A 13,962-nucleotide genomic window follows, 5' to 3' on the forward strand; every position below is an offset into this window, starting at 1 on the left:
AGCTGTTGGTCGTGCGTTCCTGTCACCTACGAGCCTGTCTCCGGGAGGCGGCCGGAGCGTCGTACGGGCGGCGGCAGTTCGCGTACGGCGGGGGGAGTACGGCGGGGCCGGGCAACTGCTTCCGCCGGCCACCGTGGATTCTGTACCTACTGGTATGTACAGTGGAGTCCATGAGCACTCCGGACCGGTTGATCGAGGCCACCCAGGAGCTCCTGTGGGAGCGCGGCTATGTCGGCACCAGCCCCAAAGCGATCCAGCAGCGGGCCGGGGCGGGCCAGGGCAGCATGTATCACCACTTCGCGGGCAAGCCGGACCTGGCGCTCGCCGCCGTGCTCCGCACATCCGCGGAGATGCGGGAGACGGCCGGCCGTCTGCTGGACGGCCCCGGATCTGCGTACGAGCGGATCTCGGCCTATCTGCTGCGCGAGCGCGACGTACTGCGGGGCTGCCCGGTGGGGCGGCTGACGATGGATCCCGACGTGGTGGCCAGCGACGCGCTCCGAGCACCGGTGGACGAAACGATCGGCTGGCTGCGCGGCCGGCTCACCGACATCCTCCAGGAGGGCCTGGACGCGGGCGAGTTCTCACCCGGGCTCGCACCACAGGACGTCGCGGCGGCCGTGGTGGCCACGGTCCAGGGGGGCTATGTCCTGGCCCGGGCGTCCGGATCACCGGCGGCCTTCGACTCGGCCGTCCAGGGACTGCTGACCCTGCTCGCCCCGCATGTCCCGGCGAACCGCACAGCCTGAGGGGTACGCGATGCACGCCATGCAGTACGAGATCACCCTGCCCGCCGACTACGACATGGGGATCATCCGGGAGCGGGTCGCGACCAGGGGGCACCTCCTCGACGGCTTTCCGGGGCTGGGCCTCAAGGCGTACCTGGTCCGCGAACGCGGTGACACCTCACCGGTCAACCAGTACGCACCGCTGTATCTGTGGTCCGCCCCCGAGGGCATGAACACCTTCCTCTGGGGCCCCGGATTCCAGGGCATCGTCGAGGACTTCGGCCGCCCCGAGGTGCAGCACTGGGCCGGACTTCTCTTCCAGGAGGGGGCGGCCGCCGAGGCACTCCCCCGCACCGCTGTCCGCCGCCGCGAGCGGATCGCGGACACCGCGGCCCCGGCCGTCGCGGTGGAGGCCGCGGTGGAGGAGAGCCGTCGGCTGGCCGCCGCCCCCGGGGCCGTCGCCACCGCGCTGGCTGTCGACCCACGCCACTGGGAGCTGCTCCACTTCACGCTCTGGGAGGACGAGCCGTCGGGCGACCCGGGCGACCGCTACGAGGTGCTGCACCTGTCGTCGCCGGAGCGTGACCGGCTGGGGCGGGGGAAGCAGTGGTGAGCCTGGTCCGTACGGTCCTCGGGGACGTCCCCGCCGGAGAGCTCGGGGTCTGCGACGCGCACGACCACCTCTTCATCCGCAGCCCGGTGCTGCCCGGGCTGGAGCTGGACGACCCGGAAGAGGCACGCGAGCGGCTGCGGAGCTTCCACGAGCTGGGCGGGCGGACCGTCGTCCAGTGGACTCCGTACGGAATGGGCAGGCGGGCCGCGGACCTGGCGGCTCTCTCCCGAGACGGTGGGACCCGGATCGTCGCGGCGACCGGGCTGCACCAAGCCGCCCATTACACGCCCGGGTTGCTCGGCCGGATCATGCCGGAGCTGGAAGAACTCTTCGTCTCGGAGATCACGGAAGGGGTCGGGGCCACGGGAGTACGGGCGGGGCTGATCAAGGTGGCCGGGGCGTTCCACGGCATCGACGCGCACGCCAGGCACACCATGACGGCTGCTGCCGGTGCCCATCGCCGCACAGGGGCTCCGATCGCCGTCCATCTGGAGCTGGGTACGGGTGCACGGGAGGTGCTGGATCTGCTGTGCGGGGAGCTGGGGGTGGAGCCGCGGCGGGTGATCCTCGGCCATCCGGGCCGGTTCCCGGACGGCGTCGCGCAGCTCGATGCCGCTCGGGAGGGTGCCTTCCTGGCGTTCGACGGCCCTTCCCGGGCGAATCACGCCACGGACTGGCGGCTGCCGGAGCAGCTCGCCGGGCTCGCGGAGGCCGGGTTCGGGGGGCAGTTGCTGCTCGGCGGCGACACCACGGTGCCCGGGACGCCCGGCATGCCGTATCTGCTGCGGCGGCTGCGCCCACGACTGGCACGGTCGCTCGGCGAGGAGCTCCTGGAGGCGATGTTCGTGGCCAATCCCGCGCGGGCGTTCGCCCTGGCCGCACACTGAGCGTGGCCGCGCCCCGGCCCGCCGGTCAGGCCAGTGCGGCCAGCGGGTCGTCGAGTACGGGCTGCCAGGCCAGTTCGGCCGCGCCCACCAGGCTGTTGTGGTCGAGCGTGCAGGACAGGATCGGCACGCTTCCGCTGCGCCCCCAGAGGCTGCGGTCGGCGACGACGGCCCGCAGGCGTTCGGGGTCGGCCTCCAGGAGGTCGCGGTGCAGACCGCCGAGGATGATCCGGTCCGGGTTGAGGATGTTGACCAGCCCGGCGAGCCCCAGGCCGAGACGGTCGATCAACTCCTCGGCCGCGGCCCGCACATCGGGGTCGCCGTACTCCGTGCGGAGCAGGCCGCCGGACTGCTTGAGCAGCGACTCCTCGGGGCCGGGCTCCCGGCCGGCCGCCGTGAGGAAGGCGAGGGGGTCCGTCTCCACGTCGAGGCAGCCTCGTCCGCCGCAGTGGCAGGGGCCGCCCTCAGGATTGACGGTCAGATGCCCCACTTCCAGGGCGAGTCCCGAACTCCCGCTGTGGAGGCGGCCGTCCAGGACGAGGGCGCCGCCCACTCCCCGGTGCCCGGTGGCGACGCAGAGCAGGTGCTGGGCCCCTCGCCCGGCGCCGTGCCGGTGCTCGGCGAGCGCGGCGAGATTGACGTCGTTGGCGGTGAACGCGGGTCCTGTGATGCCCGCGGCGCGTACGCAGGTGGAGAAGATCTCCCGGACCGGTGCTCCCGCAGGCCAGGCGATGTGCAGCGGGTTGAGGGCCGTTCCCTCGGGTTCGGCCACGGCGGAGGGCACGGCGAGGCCGGCCCCGACACAGCGCAGCCCGGTGTCGTGCAGGAGCCGGGCCCCGGCCTCCACGACCTCGCCGAGGACCTGGGCGGGGTCGGCCATGACGGCGACGCAGCCGGGCGCGGTGGCCACGATCCTGCCCCCGAGCCCCACGAGCGCGGCGCGGAAACCGTCGGAGTGCACCTGGGCGGCGAGAGCCACGGGCCCGCTGTCACGGATGGACAGCCGGTGCGAGGGGCGGCCCTGCGAACCGGCGGCGGAGCCCGGGCTGGAGTCGACCCTGATGAGCCCGAGCGCCTCGAGCTCCGCGGCCACCGCTCCCGCTGTGGCACGGGTGACGCCGAGCTCGGAGGTGAGTACGGCGCGGGTGGGGGCACGCCCGGTGTGCACGAGCTCCAGGGCGGGCCCGAGCGCGCTGCGGCCCCTCTCCAACTTCGTCCGCGTGGTGGTCGACTTGCCGTTCATGGGGGCGAGTCTCCCATGATCCGGAGCCGTTGCCGACGCTCCGGCGCCCGCATCGTTCACCGGCCGGTCACCGGCGCAGCGGCCTTGCGCGCTCCCTCCGGGCGACCCTATCCTCACTTTGTGCCGCAAGTAAACAAACTGCGGACGGCCCTGCCGGGGGGACGTGGCGGAGACACCGCTCCACCTTCGCCGGCCCGCCTCCGTACCGCGCTGACCGTGTTCTTCGCCCTCGACGGGTTCCTCTTCGCCGGCTGGGTGGTCCGTATCCCGGCCATCAAGGACCGGACGGGGGCCAGCGCCTCCACCCTCGGGCTCGCCCTGCTCGGCGTCTCCGCCGGTGCGGTGGTCACGATGATGCTCACCGGGAGGCTCTGCCGGCGCTACGGAAGTCACGCGGTCACCGTGGTCTGCGGTGTGCTGCTGTCCTTGAGCATCGCCCTTCCTGCACAGGCGGGTTCGGCTCTCACCCTCGGCCTCGTGCTCCTCGTCTTCGGCGCCGCGTACGGCGGGCTGAACGTGGCGATGAACAGCGCGGCCGTCGAAGTGGTCTCCGCGTTGCGCCGCCCGGTGATGCCGAGCTTCCACGCCGCGTTCAGCTTCGGCGGCATGGCGGGCGCGGGTATCGGCGGGCTGGTCGCGGGCAGCCTCTCGCCCGCGACCCATCTCTTCGCCCTGACGGGCGTCGGACTCCTCGTCACCGCGGTGACCGGCCCGGTGCTCCTGCGGGGGCGGCCCGCCGCGCCGCCGGCGGAACAGGGGGACACGGACGCCCGTGAGCGGCCGAAGGGAATGAACGCCCAGGCGCGCCGGGTCGTCGTCCTCTTCGGCGTCATCGCCCTCTGCACGGCGTACGGCGAAGGGGCGCTGGCCGAGTGGGGCGCACTGCACCTCAGCCAGGACCTGGGTGCGACCCCCGGTCTCGCCGCCGCCGGATACTCCTTGTTCGCGCTGACGATGGCCATCGGCAGGCTCAGCGGCACCGCTCTCCTCGAACGGTTCGGGCAGACCCGCACCCTGGTGGCGGGCGGGGCCACAGCCGCGGCGGGGATGCTGCTCGGCGCGCTGGCTCCGGCCGTCTGGCTCGTACTGCTCGGCTTCGCCGTGGCCGGTCTGGGCCTGGCCAACATATTTCCCGTCGCGGTCGGCCGGGCGGGCGCGCTGGCGGGGCCCAGCGGGGTGGCCGCGGCGTCGACCCTCGGCTACGGCGGGATGCTCCTCGGGCCACCGGTGATCGGCTTCCTCGCCGACTGGATCTCCCTCCCGGTGGCCCTCACCACGGTGACGCTGCTCGCCGCCACTGCGGCGGTGCTGGGCGGTGCCGCCCGCAACGTGGGCGAACACCTGAACGGTTGAGTAGCCGTACTCAGGCACGGCCGGCTCCCCCGGCGCAGGATGGAGGCATCAGCCATCCACGGGAGCGGGACATGAGTCATCAGGGGACGTACAACCGGCGGTTGCGCACGCTGGCACGACTGACGTTCGGCAACACGGCTTCGCGTGTCTACCTCGGTCTCGTACTGGCGGCCGCTGTGTTCGTGGCGGTGGACACGCTGCTCGTGTCCCACGACGACGCCTCGTTCGCCGGTGTCTGGGTGTTCTTCCTCGCCGCCCCGACCGTGTTCGTGTTCCTCCTCGGCAGCTCGATGGCCGGCCCGGACACCGGGGGCCCCGCCTGGTTCACCTATCTCGCGCTGGTCGTATCGGTGCTCGTGCAGGCCTGTGCGCTGGGCTGGTTCTCACAGCTGCTGCTCCGCGGGCCCCGCCGGGGCGGTTCCGCGCATCCCCAGGGCGTCTGACACCGCTCTGGCAAAATCGCCGGCGCGGAGACCACCGAGTACATGACAACCCTTACCGCTGAAGGCCACGCCCTCGCCCGGGCCGCACGCGAGGCGGGGACTGACGCCCAGGTTCCGATCTGCCCGGGATGGCGGGTGCGCGATCTTCTTACTCTCCGGGTGCGGGCCGTGGACACGGACGCGGTGTGGACCGTACGTCTGTCGGCCGATCCGCCGCTCACGGTGCGCGGAGCCGCCGCCTTGGAGACACCTGCCGACTGCACGCTCAGCGGCACGGCCGAGGAACTCTGTCCGGGGCTGTGGAACCGCGTCCCGCTCTCGTCCGTCGGCTTGTCCGGGGGCCCCGGGGCCGTCGCACCGTGGGAGGAGAACTCCGCCGTCGTCCGGTCGTGATCGGGGCCGGGGAACGCTCAGATCCCCGATCTGTCCGCTTCCCTGTCCGGTCCGGCGCCCGGCTCGTTCAGCATCCGGGACAACACCGCCCGCTGAAGGGGCCTGGCCTCGGTATGGCGGGCCCGGCCGGTTCGCGTCAGCTCGACACGCACACCGCGGCGGTCCTCACTGCACATCGCTCGGCGCACGAGGCCGTCCCTCTCCAGCCGCGCGACGAGACGCGACAGCGCGCTCTGGCTGAGATGGACCCGCGAAGCGATCTCCTGAACGCGGAGGCAGCCGTCGCCGCCCTCCGCAGCGGCTTCCACGAGGACGTCCAGGACCTCGAAGTCACTGGCCCCCAGGCCGTGCCGGTCCAGCACCCGGTCCAGCTCACCCAGGGTCCTGGCGTGCAGTGCGAGCATCTCGCGCCACTCGCCGACGAGCGCCTGCTCGGACTTCTTCGCTGCCATGACCGCACGCTAGCAGAGGAGCGAACCACTCATGCACGCACAATAAATGCATACGCATCAGAACGTTCCGAGTTGGATCCGAGGGCGGCGGGAAGCTGCGGGAACTGCTCGGAAATGCGTCCTTGCCGTCGGTCACGACTCCTGTGACACTTCGGACATGTCGCGACGCACTCAGGCGGAACGGGACGCCATGACCGTGGAGATCGGCTACGCCCTGGTCAGCGGCGTCGTGGTGGCCGCGGCCACGTTCGCCGGGGTCTGCTTCCCCGCGCTGCTCCTCCAACTGCCGGCCGGTGCGGAACACGTGCTGTTCCGAGTGGGGGCCGTGCTCGGCGCGCTGGTGTTCACCCTCCGGGTGGTGCACGTGCTCCGGGGCTTCCCCCGCGCGGCCGAGGACCGGCGTCTGCCGGCCCTTCAGCCGAGCCAGCCGGGCCGCACGAGCCCCGACTCGTAGGCCAGTACGACCAGTTGCGCCCTGTCGCGGGTGCCCAGCTTGACCATGGCGCGGCTGACGTGGGTCTTGGCAGTGAGCGGGCTGACGACGAGCCTGCGGGCGATCTCCTCGTTGGTGAGGCCGATACCGACCAAGGCCATGACCTCCCGCTCACGTTCGGTGAGTTCGTCCAGGACCGTCGCCGCCGCGGGCGCCTTGGAGCGGGCGGCGAACTCCGCGATCAGCCGCCGGGTGACCCCCGGCGACAGCAGGGCGTCCCCGGCCACCACCGCCCGGACGGCGCGCAGCAGCTCGTCCGGTTCGGTGTCCTTGACCAGGAATCCGGAGGCTCCGGACCGGATCGCCTCGAAGACGTACTCATCGAGTTCGAAGGTGGTGAGCATGACCACCTTCACCTCGTGGAGGGCCGGGTCGTCGGTGATCGCCCGGGTCGCCGCCAGACCGTCCAGCTTCGGCATCCGGATGTCCATGAGCACGGTGTCGGGGCGCAGTTCTCGCACGAGGCGTACGGCCTCCGCCCCGTCGGCGGCCTCGCCGGCCACCTCGATGTCCGGCTGGGCGTCCAGCAGCGCCCGGAACCCTGCGCGGACCAGCAACTGGTCGTCGGCGAGCAGTACGCGGATCACGTCGTCCCCTCCGTTCCCGTCTCGTCCCGTGCGGCGGGACCGCCCCGGCCGGGCCGCAGCGGAAGTTCCGCAGTGACGCGGAATCCGCCGTCGGGACGGGGGCCCGCGTCGATCGTGCCACCCAGGGCCGCGGCCCGCTCCCGCATGCCGATGAGTCCGTTGCCGCTCCCTCCGGCGTCGTCGCCCGTGGCCGGCCCCTCGTCGTCGACCAGCAGTCCGAGATGTTCGCGACCGTACGCGATCCGGACGCGTGCGGTACGCGATCCGGAGTGCCGCACCACATTCGTCAGGGCCTCCTGCACGATGCGGAAGGCGGCGAGGTCGGTGCCGGGCGGGACCGGCCCCCGTGCGCCGTCCGTTACGACGGTCACGGTGAGCCCCGCTCCTGCGGCCTGGTCGACCAGCTCGGGCAGGCGGTCGAGGCCCGGGGCCGGGGCGCGGGGAGCGTCGCCGGGCGTCCGGAGGTTCTCCAGCACCTGGCGCACCTCGCCGAGCGCCTCCTTGCTGGCGGACTTGATCGTGGTGAGTGCCGTACGGGCCTGTTCGGGATCGGAGTCGAGCAGGGCCAGCCCGACCCCGGCCTGCACGTTGATGACGGAAATGCTGTGGGCCAGCACGTCGTGGAGTTCACGGGCCATGCGCAGCCGCTCCTCGTCGGCCCGCCGCTTCTCCGCGGCCTCCCGCTCCGCCCTGGCCGCCGCCCACTGCTCACGGCGCACCCGGAGGAGCTCGGCCGCGGCGACGACGGCCACCACCCAGGCGGTGATGAACGCCTCCTGACCCCAGGGCGCCGGGCCGTCGCCGTCCGGCGGCAGCCATCGGTACAGCCAGTGCGCGACCAGCAGGTGCCCCGCCCACAGGGTGCCCAGCGACCACCATGCCGCCTTGCGGTGCCCCGACACGATGGCGCTGAAGCAGCCGACGGCGACAGCGAGGAAGACCGGGCCGTACGGATATCCGAGGCCGAGGTAGACGAGCGTGGCGGCCGACGTGCCGGCCACCGCGACGACAGGGTGGCGGTGGCGCACGAGCAGCAGGGCGACCGCGGCGAGGAGCAGCAGCCGGGCGACGAGGCCGAGCGGTTCCCGGTCCTGGCCGTGCGCGGCGACGGTGGTGCCCACCATGACGATCACGCCGACCACGACGGTCGACGGCCAGGGAAGCCGGTCGCCACGCCATGCCCGGCCGGCGAACCTTCCCAGGCCGCCGGGCCCCTCCCCGCCGTCGTGCCGTCCGCGCCACGGGGGGCCGTGGCCGGCCCGTCGGCCTCCCGGCCCCCGGCGGGGGCCGGCCGCCGCACTCGGATGCGCTCGCTGATCCTGCATACCGGCCACGCTAGACGCGTGGACCCCCGGCGCACGTCAGCCGGGCGTGGTGATCCCACGTACTCCCTGCGGAGTACGTGGTCCGGGGGGGCCGACCCCGCCTCTCCGCCCCGGGCTTGCGCCCGAGCTCGTGAACAGCGTGCCGGAAGAGCTGTTCGCGTGTCTCGACCACACGGTTGAACCGGCCGAAGAGCTCGAAGGAGATCAGCCCGAAGAGCTGCGTCCACGCGGCTACCAGGGCCACCACGACGGCGGGGGCAACGCCTGGGCAAGATCGGACGCCATCCGTCCGCCCTCGGTACGCGGTCCGGCATCCTGCGGGAGGACGGCGAGGCCCTCGGCGAGGTAGGCGTCGCGTGTCGACCGACGCCGAGCTCCTGGCCGCCTGCCCCGACCACCGGTCTTCCGGATCACGGTCGAGAGCTGATCCCACCCGACCCCTGGCGGTCCATCACATGCATCGCCCGCTGTGCCAGCGGATGCGTCCGGACCAGCTCGGCCAGTGATGTCGTCCCCCGGGTGACCCCCGCGAACGCGTTCCAGGCAGGGCGGAAGCCCGTCAGCACCGCGTGCAGGATCCCCGGGCGCCGCTCGAACAGCCTGAGCATGCGGCGTCCGACGCTCATCTCCACACCCAGCCCCGCCTTGATCGCGAAGGCGTAGTTGAGCGCCTGCCGGCGGGCGTCGACCGCGTCGTGCGACTCCGCGATCCGCACGGCCCATTCGCCCGCGAGCCGCCCGGACCGCAGTGCGAAGGAGATGCCCTCCCTGGTCCAGGGTTCCAGCAGCCCGGCCGCGTCGCCGCAGACCACGACCCGTCCACGGGAGAGCGGCGAGTCGTCGCTGCGGCACCGGGTCAGATGGCCGGAGGAGACCGTGGGCTCGAACCCGGCGAGACCGAGCCGTCCGACGAAGTCCTCCAGATACCGCTTGGTCCCCGCACCGTCGCCGCGCGCCGAGATGACGCCGACGGTCAGTGTGTCGCCCTTGGGGAAGACCCAGCCGTAACTCCCGGGCATCGGGCCCCAGTCGATGAGCACCCGGCCCGCCCAGTCCTCGGCGACCGTCTCCGGGACGGGAATCTCCACCTCGAGCCCGAGGTCCACCTGGTCGAGCTTCACGCCGACATGAGCCCCTATGCGGCCGGCACTGCCGTCCGCGCCGACGACGGCCCGGGCGAGCACCGTCTCGCCGCCGGCCAGCACGACGGCGACCGTGCGCCGGTCGGGTACGGCCGTGCCGTGCTGCTCCACCCGCGTCACCGCCACGCCCGTGCGCAGCTCGGCGCCGGCCTTCTGGGCCTCTTCCACCAGCCCGGCGTCGAACTCCGGCCGGTTGATCAGCCCGAAGAGCATCCGCTTGGACCTGCGGGTGCGCGACAGTTTCCCGTTGAGCGAGAAGGTGACCGCGTGGATCCGGTCCTTCAGGGGGAGTTCGAACCCGGGGGGCAGGGAGTCCCGCGAGTACCCGATGATTCCACCGCCGCACGTCTTGTAGCGGGGGATCTCCGCCTTCTCCAGCAACAGCACCCGACGGCCTGCGACGGCCGCCGCGTACGCCGCGGAAGCTCCGGCCGGGCCCGCGCCGACCACGACGACGTCCCATACCGAGGACTCCTGCGGTACCGACGACGTCTCATCCGGCTCACGTCCGGCGTCTGCGTTCTCGCTGCTCACGATGTGCTTCTGCTCCTGATCCGACCAGTGGCCCCAGCTGCTCACGGCATCCTACGGCGCGTCGCGGCCGAACTCCGCTGTGGGAGGATCAGCCATGAATTCGTTGTACACGCGTCGCCGCGTCCACGGTGTCGCGCCCGGCCGCGTACACACCGCGCCATAGTCCTAACGTCGCACCCACGAGGAGCGTGCCCATGACCGCCCGTCCGATTTCCGAGACCGTCGCCTCGCTGATGCCCCGCGCGAAAGCGGAGCTCGCCGAGCTGGTGGCCTTCCGGTCGGTGGCGGACCCCGCACAGTTCCCGAGGAGCGAGTGCGAGGCGGCGGCCGGCTGGGTCGCGGACGCGCTGCGCGCCGAGGGCTTCCAGGACGTCGCGCTGCTCGACACCCCCGACGGAACCCAGTCGGTGTACGGCTACCTGCCGGGCCCGCCCGGCTCGCCCACGGTGCTGCTCTACGCGCACTACGACGTGCAGCCGCCGCTGGACGAGTCCGCCTGGCTCTCGCCGCCGTTCGAGCTGACCGAGCGCGACGGCCGCTGGTACGGCCGGGGCGCCGCGGACTGCAAGGGCGGCTTCATCATGCACCTGCTCGCGGTGCGCGCCCTCATGGCGAACGGCGGCGTCCCGGTGTCCGTCAAGGTGATCGCGGAGGGTTCGGAGGAGCAGGGCACGGGTGGCCTCGAACGGTACGCCGAGGCGCACCCGGAGCTGCTGGCCGCCGACTCGATCGTCATCGGTGACGCCGGCAACTTCCGCGTCGGGTTGCCCACCGTCACCGCGACGCTGCGCGGTATGACCATGCTGCGGGTGCGGCTGGACACCCTCGAAGGGAACCTGCACTCCGGGCAGTTCGGCGGCGCGGCACCGGACGCGCTGGCCGCGATGATCCAGTTGCTGGCGTCCTTGCGGGCCGAGGACGGCACGACCACGGTCGACGGGCTCACCTCCGACGCGGAGTGGGACGGACTGCAGTACCCGGAGAGCGAGTTCCGCGACGACGCCAAGGTGCTCGACGGCGTGGGACTCATCGGCACGGGCACGGTCGCCGACCGCATCTGGGCGCGGCCCGCAGTCACCGTCATCGGCATCGACTGCCCGCCGGTGGTCGGAGCCACTCCGTCGCTCCAGGCGAGCGCCCGGGCGCAGATCAGCCTGCGGGTGCCGCCGGGCCATGACGCCTCCGAGGCGACGAAGCTGCTGACGAGCCACCTCGAGTCGCACGCCCCCTGGGGAGCACGCGTCTCCGTCGAACAGGTCGGCCAGGGGCAGCCGTTCCGCGCCGACGTCACCAGCCCCGCCTACGCGTCGATGGCCGAGGCCATGCGGCTCGCCTACCCGGGTGAGGAGATGCAGGCCTCCGGCATGGGGGGCTCGATCCCGCTCTGCAACACGCTGGCCGCGCTGTACCCCCAGGCGGAGATCCTGCTCATCGGGCTGAGCGAGCCCGAGGCCCAGATCCACGCGGTGAACGAGAGCGTGTCCCCCGAGGAGCTGGAGCGGCTCTCGGTCGCCGAGGCGCTGTTCCTGCGGAACTACGCGGAGTCCAGGAACGGCTGAGGGCCGCGCCCGACTCGGTACGCGCTGAGCGAAGTCGCCCGGAGCAGAACTCCGGGCGGCGGGCCTCCCGCCGTCCGTACGTTGACCGTATGGACCGTGTCGAGGTACTCCCGCAGCTGCACATGTTCCGCTTCCCGATCGGCCAGGCGTATCTCTGGCGGGACGGCGCGGACCTGACGTTGATCGACGCGGGTGATGTGCACGCGGCGGCCGCCGTCGAGGACGGCGTACGGGGGCTCGGTTCGGACCCGGCCGGGATCCGGCGGATCGTCCTCACCCACGGCCACCCCGACCACTACGGGGCCGCTCAGGAGCTGGCGGACAGATACGGCGCCGAGATCCTGGCGCACCGGCTGGACGCCCCGGTGGTCCGGGGCGAGGAACGCATGCCCGATCCCGACCTGCACGACTGGGAACGGCCCCTCTACGCCCATGCCCTGACGGTCCCCGAGGCGCCGCCCACCCGGGTCGACCGCGAGCTGACGGACGGCGACGAGCTCCCGTTCGGGGGCGGCGCACGGGTGGTCCACTCCCCCGGTCACACCCCCGGCTCGATCGGCGTGCACCTGCCCCGCCACGACGTGCTGTTCACCGGGGACGCCGTGGCCGGGGTGGACCGGGTGATGCTGGGTGTGTTCAACACCGACCACGCACAGGCCCGGGCCTCCTTCCGCCGGCTGGCCGCCCTCAACCCGGCCGTCGCCTGCTTCGGCCACGGCGACCCGCTCACCACCGACACGGCAGCCGTCCTCGCAGCCGCCGCGCGGTGAACAGCGGCCCGCAGGACGCTATCGGCCGCCCACCGGCACTCCCGCCTCCAGATTCAGCACGGTGGACCGCTCGCGGGCGCGCAGTGCCCAGCGGAGCCTCTCGAAGCGGGTCGGCGGGAGCAGACCGGCTGCCTCCTCCTCGGTGACGAACCTCCAGCCGCGCAGTTCCGAACCCGGCAGCAGCAGCCGCGCGGCGTCCTCGCCCCGCAGCCGGCCGCCGTCGAACAGGAAGCGCAGTCCTCCGTACGCGGGCGGCTTCGGCGCCTCCCAGTCGATCACCAGAAGCCTCGGCACCGTGTCCAGGTGAAGCCCCAGCTCCTCGGCGACCTCCCGTATCCCGGCCTGGGCGGGGGCCTCTCCGGGTTCCACCACCCCGCCGGGGAATTCCCAGCCGGGCTTGTATGTGGGGTCGACGAGCAGCACCCGGTCCTGCTCGTCGAAGAGCAGTACCCCGGACGCGACGGTCTCCGCACGCGGTTCGGGGGTCTGGACTATGCCGCACTCCCTGGCCTCGCCGGTGCGCAGCGCGTCGGCTATCCGCTCGGCCGTCTCGTACGGGGTGAGGGCGCTGGTGTCGATGGTGTGGGCGTCCGCGGTGATCCATCCGAGCGCCGCCCGGTAGGGCTCGATGTGCTCGTAGGCCCATTGCCGGACGCGCTCACTGTGCTCGGGATCGTCGGCGAATTCCTCGCGCTGTGCGATCCGGCTCCGCAGGATCGTTTCCTCAGGTGAGAGCAGTACATGACGCACCGGTATGCGCCGGGAGGCGAGGCCGCCGAATATCTCGTCGCGGTACTCCTGCCTCAGCAGTGTCATCGGCACGACCAGTACCCCGGAGAGTTCCGCGAGAAGCGCGGCGGCCGTGTCGACCACCAGGCGCCGCCATATCGGCAGGTCCTGGAAGTCGGTCACCTCGGCGAGCTTCTTCTGGGGCAGTAGCCGACGCAGTCCCCCGCCGATCAGTCCGGGGTCGTAGAAGGTGCTGTTCGGGATCAGATCGATCAGTTCGCACGCGGCGCTGGTCTTGCCCGCACTGAACGCACCGTTGATCCAGACGATCACGGGTCCCCCTCTTCCGTAGCCCCCTGTGGCTTGCCCGCAACACCCCGCTGCGGAAACCCCGCAGGGGTGACGCTGTTGCGCCGGCGCGGACGCCGGGGGGCGTCACACTGTACGAGCCCGGCCCGGCGCACCGCCGTAACGAGTGGCGGCCGGACGTCGTTGGAGCGGACAGTCACTGGAACGACGAGGGGATGCGCGGTGCGCCGCACGGTACTAGGGCAGTTTCCGGCGGGAGGACCACGGGGCAGCCGGCCCGCGGAGGAGTTCGCCGCCGCCCGCCGCGGCGAGGGCATGGCCGCCGAGGTGGTGATGGACCTGGAGCAGGACGCCTTCCTGGTGGTGGTGCCCCGGCAGCCGACGGACCGGGGCCGCTGACCTGGC

General features: G+C 72.4%; 17 protein-coding genes. 10 read left to right on the top strand and 7 right to left on the bottom strand.

All coding sequences use genetic code 11. The annotated features are described in order from the left end of the window. The first annotated feature begins 170 nt into the window (after nt 1–170). The 3 genes from ACIQM3_RS09710 to ACIQM3_RS09720 are packed head-to-tail and all read left to right on the top strand — an operon-like array spanning nt 171 to nt 2,228. On the top strand, nt 171–749 hold the full coding sequence (locus tag ACIQM3_RS09710) for a TetR/AcrR family transcriptional regulator (protein ID WP_401621268.1): 579 nt from the start codon (nt 171–173) through the stop codon (nt 747–749). A 10-nt stretch (nt 750–759) separates the two neighbouring features. After that, a complete protein-coding gene (locus tag ACIQM3_RS09715) occupies nt 760–1,341 on the top strand; it encodes a DUF4865 family protein (protein WP_401621271.1) in 582 nt (193 codons plus the stop codon). After that, nucleotides 1,338–2,228: a phosphotriesterase gene (locus tag ACIQM3_RS09720; protein ID WP_401621273.1), complete on the top strand. Its 891-nt coding sequence runs from the start codon at nt 1,338–1,340 to the stop codon at nt 2,226–2,228. Before ACIQM3_RS09715 ends, ACIQM3_RS09720 begins: the two co-directional genes overlap by 4 nt. A 25-nt stretch (nt 2,229–2,253) precedes the next feature. Here ACIQM3_RS09720 and ACIQM3_RS09725 read toward each other — a convergent pair whose 3' ends face one another. Continuing rightward, nucleotides 2,254–3,468, bottom strand: a complete 1,215-nt coding sequence (locus tag ACIQM3_RS09725) for an ROK family protein (RefSeq protein WP_401621275.1) — start codon at nt 3,466–3,468, stop codon at nt 2,254–2,256. 120 nt (nt 3,469–3,588) lie between these two features. Between ACIQM3_RS09725 and ACIQM3_RS09730 the strand changes: the two genes are divergently transcribed. From ACIQM3_RS09730 to ACIQM3_RS09740, 3 genes are all read left to right on the top strand, one after another. Then, nucleotides 3,589–4,821, top strand: a complete 1,233-nt coding sequence (locus ACIQM3_RS09730) for an MFS transporter (RefSeq protein ID WP_401621278.1) — start codon at nt 3,589–3,591, stop codon at nt 4,819–4,821. Nucleotides 4,822–4,892: 71 nt separating this feature from the next. Next, nucleotides 4,893–5,264, top strand: a complete 372-nt coding sequence (locus tag ACIQM3_RS09735; RefSeq protein WP_401621281.1) for an SCO4225 family membrane protein — start codon at nt 4,893–4,895, stop codon at nt 5,262–5,264. A 135-nt stretch (nt 5,265–5,399) separates the two neighbouring features. Continuing rightward, nucleotides 5,400–5,657, top strand: coding sequence for a hypothetical protein (locus tag ACIQM3_RS09740; protein ID WP_401621284.1), 258 nt, complete (start codon nt 5,400–5,402; stop codon nt 5,655–5,657). 17 nt (nt 5,658–5,674) lie between these two features. Here ACIQM3_RS09740 and ACIQM3_RS09745 read toward each other — a convergent pair whose 3' ends face one another. After that, nucleotides 5,675–6,109 (bottom strand): MarR family transcriptional regulator, encoded by a 435-nt coding sequence (locus ACIQM3_RS09745; protein WP_401621286.1) that lies wholly within the window; start codon nt 6,107–6,109, stop codon nt 5,675–5,677. 157 nt (nt 6,110–6,266) lie between these two features. Here ACIQM3_RS09745 and ACIQM3_RS09750 point away from each other — a divergent pair, with 157 nt between their 5' ends. Then, nucleotides 6,267–6,563 carry a DUF6332 family protein gene (locus tag ACIQM3_RS09750; protein ID WP_401621289.1) on the top strand — a complete coding sequence of 99 codons (297 nt, stop codon included), beginning with the start codon at nt 6,267–6,269 and terminating at the stop codon, nt 6,561–6,563. Here ACIQM3_RS09750 and ACIQM3_RS09755 read toward each other — a convergent pair. Genes ACIQM3_RS09755 through ACIQM3_RS09770 form a run of 4 tightly spaced genes read right to left on the bottom strand, consistent with a single transcriptional unit; the run spans nt 6,524 to nt 10,190 of the window. After that, entirely contained in the window at nt 6,524–7,189 is a 666-nt protein-coding gene (locus tag ACIQM3_RS09755; RefSeq protein WP_393766733.1) for a response regulator, read from the bottom strand. The two genes, ACIQM3_RS09750 and ACIQM3_RS09755, sit on opposite strands and share 40 nt — an antisense overlap. Next, nucleotides 7,186–8,514 carry a sensor histidine kinase gene (locus ACIQM3_RS09760; protein ID WP_401621293.1) on the bottom strand — a complete coding sequence of 443 codons (1,329 nt, stop codon included), beginning with the start codon at nt 8,512–8,514 and terminating at the stop codon, nt 7,186–7,188. Before ACIQM3_RS09760 ends, ACIQM3_RS09755 begins: the two co-directional genes overlap by 4 nt. A gap of 10 nt (nt 8,515–8,524) precedes the next feature. Then, entirely contained in the window at nt 8,525–8,947 is a 423-nt protein-coding gene (locus tag ACIQM3_RS09765; RefSeq protein WP_401621296.1) for a TetR-like C-terminal domain-containing protein, read from the bottom strand. Next, nucleotides 8,925–10,190, bottom strand: a complete 1,266-nt coding sequence (locus ACIQM3_RS09770) for a geranylgeranyl reductase family protein (protein ID WP_401621299.1) — start codon at nt 10,188–10,190, stop codon at nt 8,925–8,927. The genes ACIQM3_RS09765 and ACIQM3_RS09770 overlap by 23 nt, the downstream gene beginning before the upstream one ends. A gap of 194 nt (nt 10,191–10,384) precedes the next feature. Here ACIQM3_RS09770 and ACIQM3_RS09775 point away from each other — a divergent pair, with 194 nt between their 5' ends. Then, a complete protein-coding gene (locus tag ACIQM3_RS09775) occupies nt 10,385–11,749 on the top strand; it encodes a dipeptidase (RefSeq protein ID WP_401621302.1) in 1,365 nt (454 codons plus the stop codon). A gap of 89 nt (nt 11,750–11,838) precedes the next feature. Further along, nucleotides 11,839–12,519, top strand: a complete 681-nt coding sequence (locus tag ACIQM3_RS09780; protein ID WP_401621305.1) for an MBL fold metallo-hydrolase — start codon at nt 11,839–11,841, stop codon at nt 12,517–12,519. 18 nt (nt 12,520–12,537) lie between these two features. Here ACIQM3_RS09780 and ACIQM3_RS09785 read toward each other — a convergent pair whose 3' ends face one another. Continuing rightward, nucleotides 12,538–13,581 (bottom strand): NUDIX domain-containing protein, encoded by a 1,044-nt coding sequence (locus tag ACIQM3_RS09785; RefSeq protein ID WP_401621308.1) that lies wholly within the window; start codon nt 13,579–13,581, stop codon nt 12,538–12,540. 198 nt (nt 13,582–13,779) lie between these two features. Between ACIQM3_RS09785 and ACIQM3_RS09790 the strand changes: the two genes are divergently transcribed. Then, nucleotides 13,780–13,956, top strand: coding sequence for a hypothetical protein (locus ACIQM3_RS09790; RefSeq protein WP_393766741.1), 177 nt, complete (start codon nt 13,780–13,782; stop codon nt 13,954–13,956). The last annotated feature ends 6 nt before the right edge of the window (nt 13,957–13,962 follow it).

The sequence above is a fragment of the Streptomyces sp. NPDC091271 genome (assembly GCF_044757505.1).
Taxonomy (GTDB): domain Bacteria; phylum Actinomycetota; class Actinomycetes; order Streptomycetales; family Streptomycetaceae; genus Streptomyces.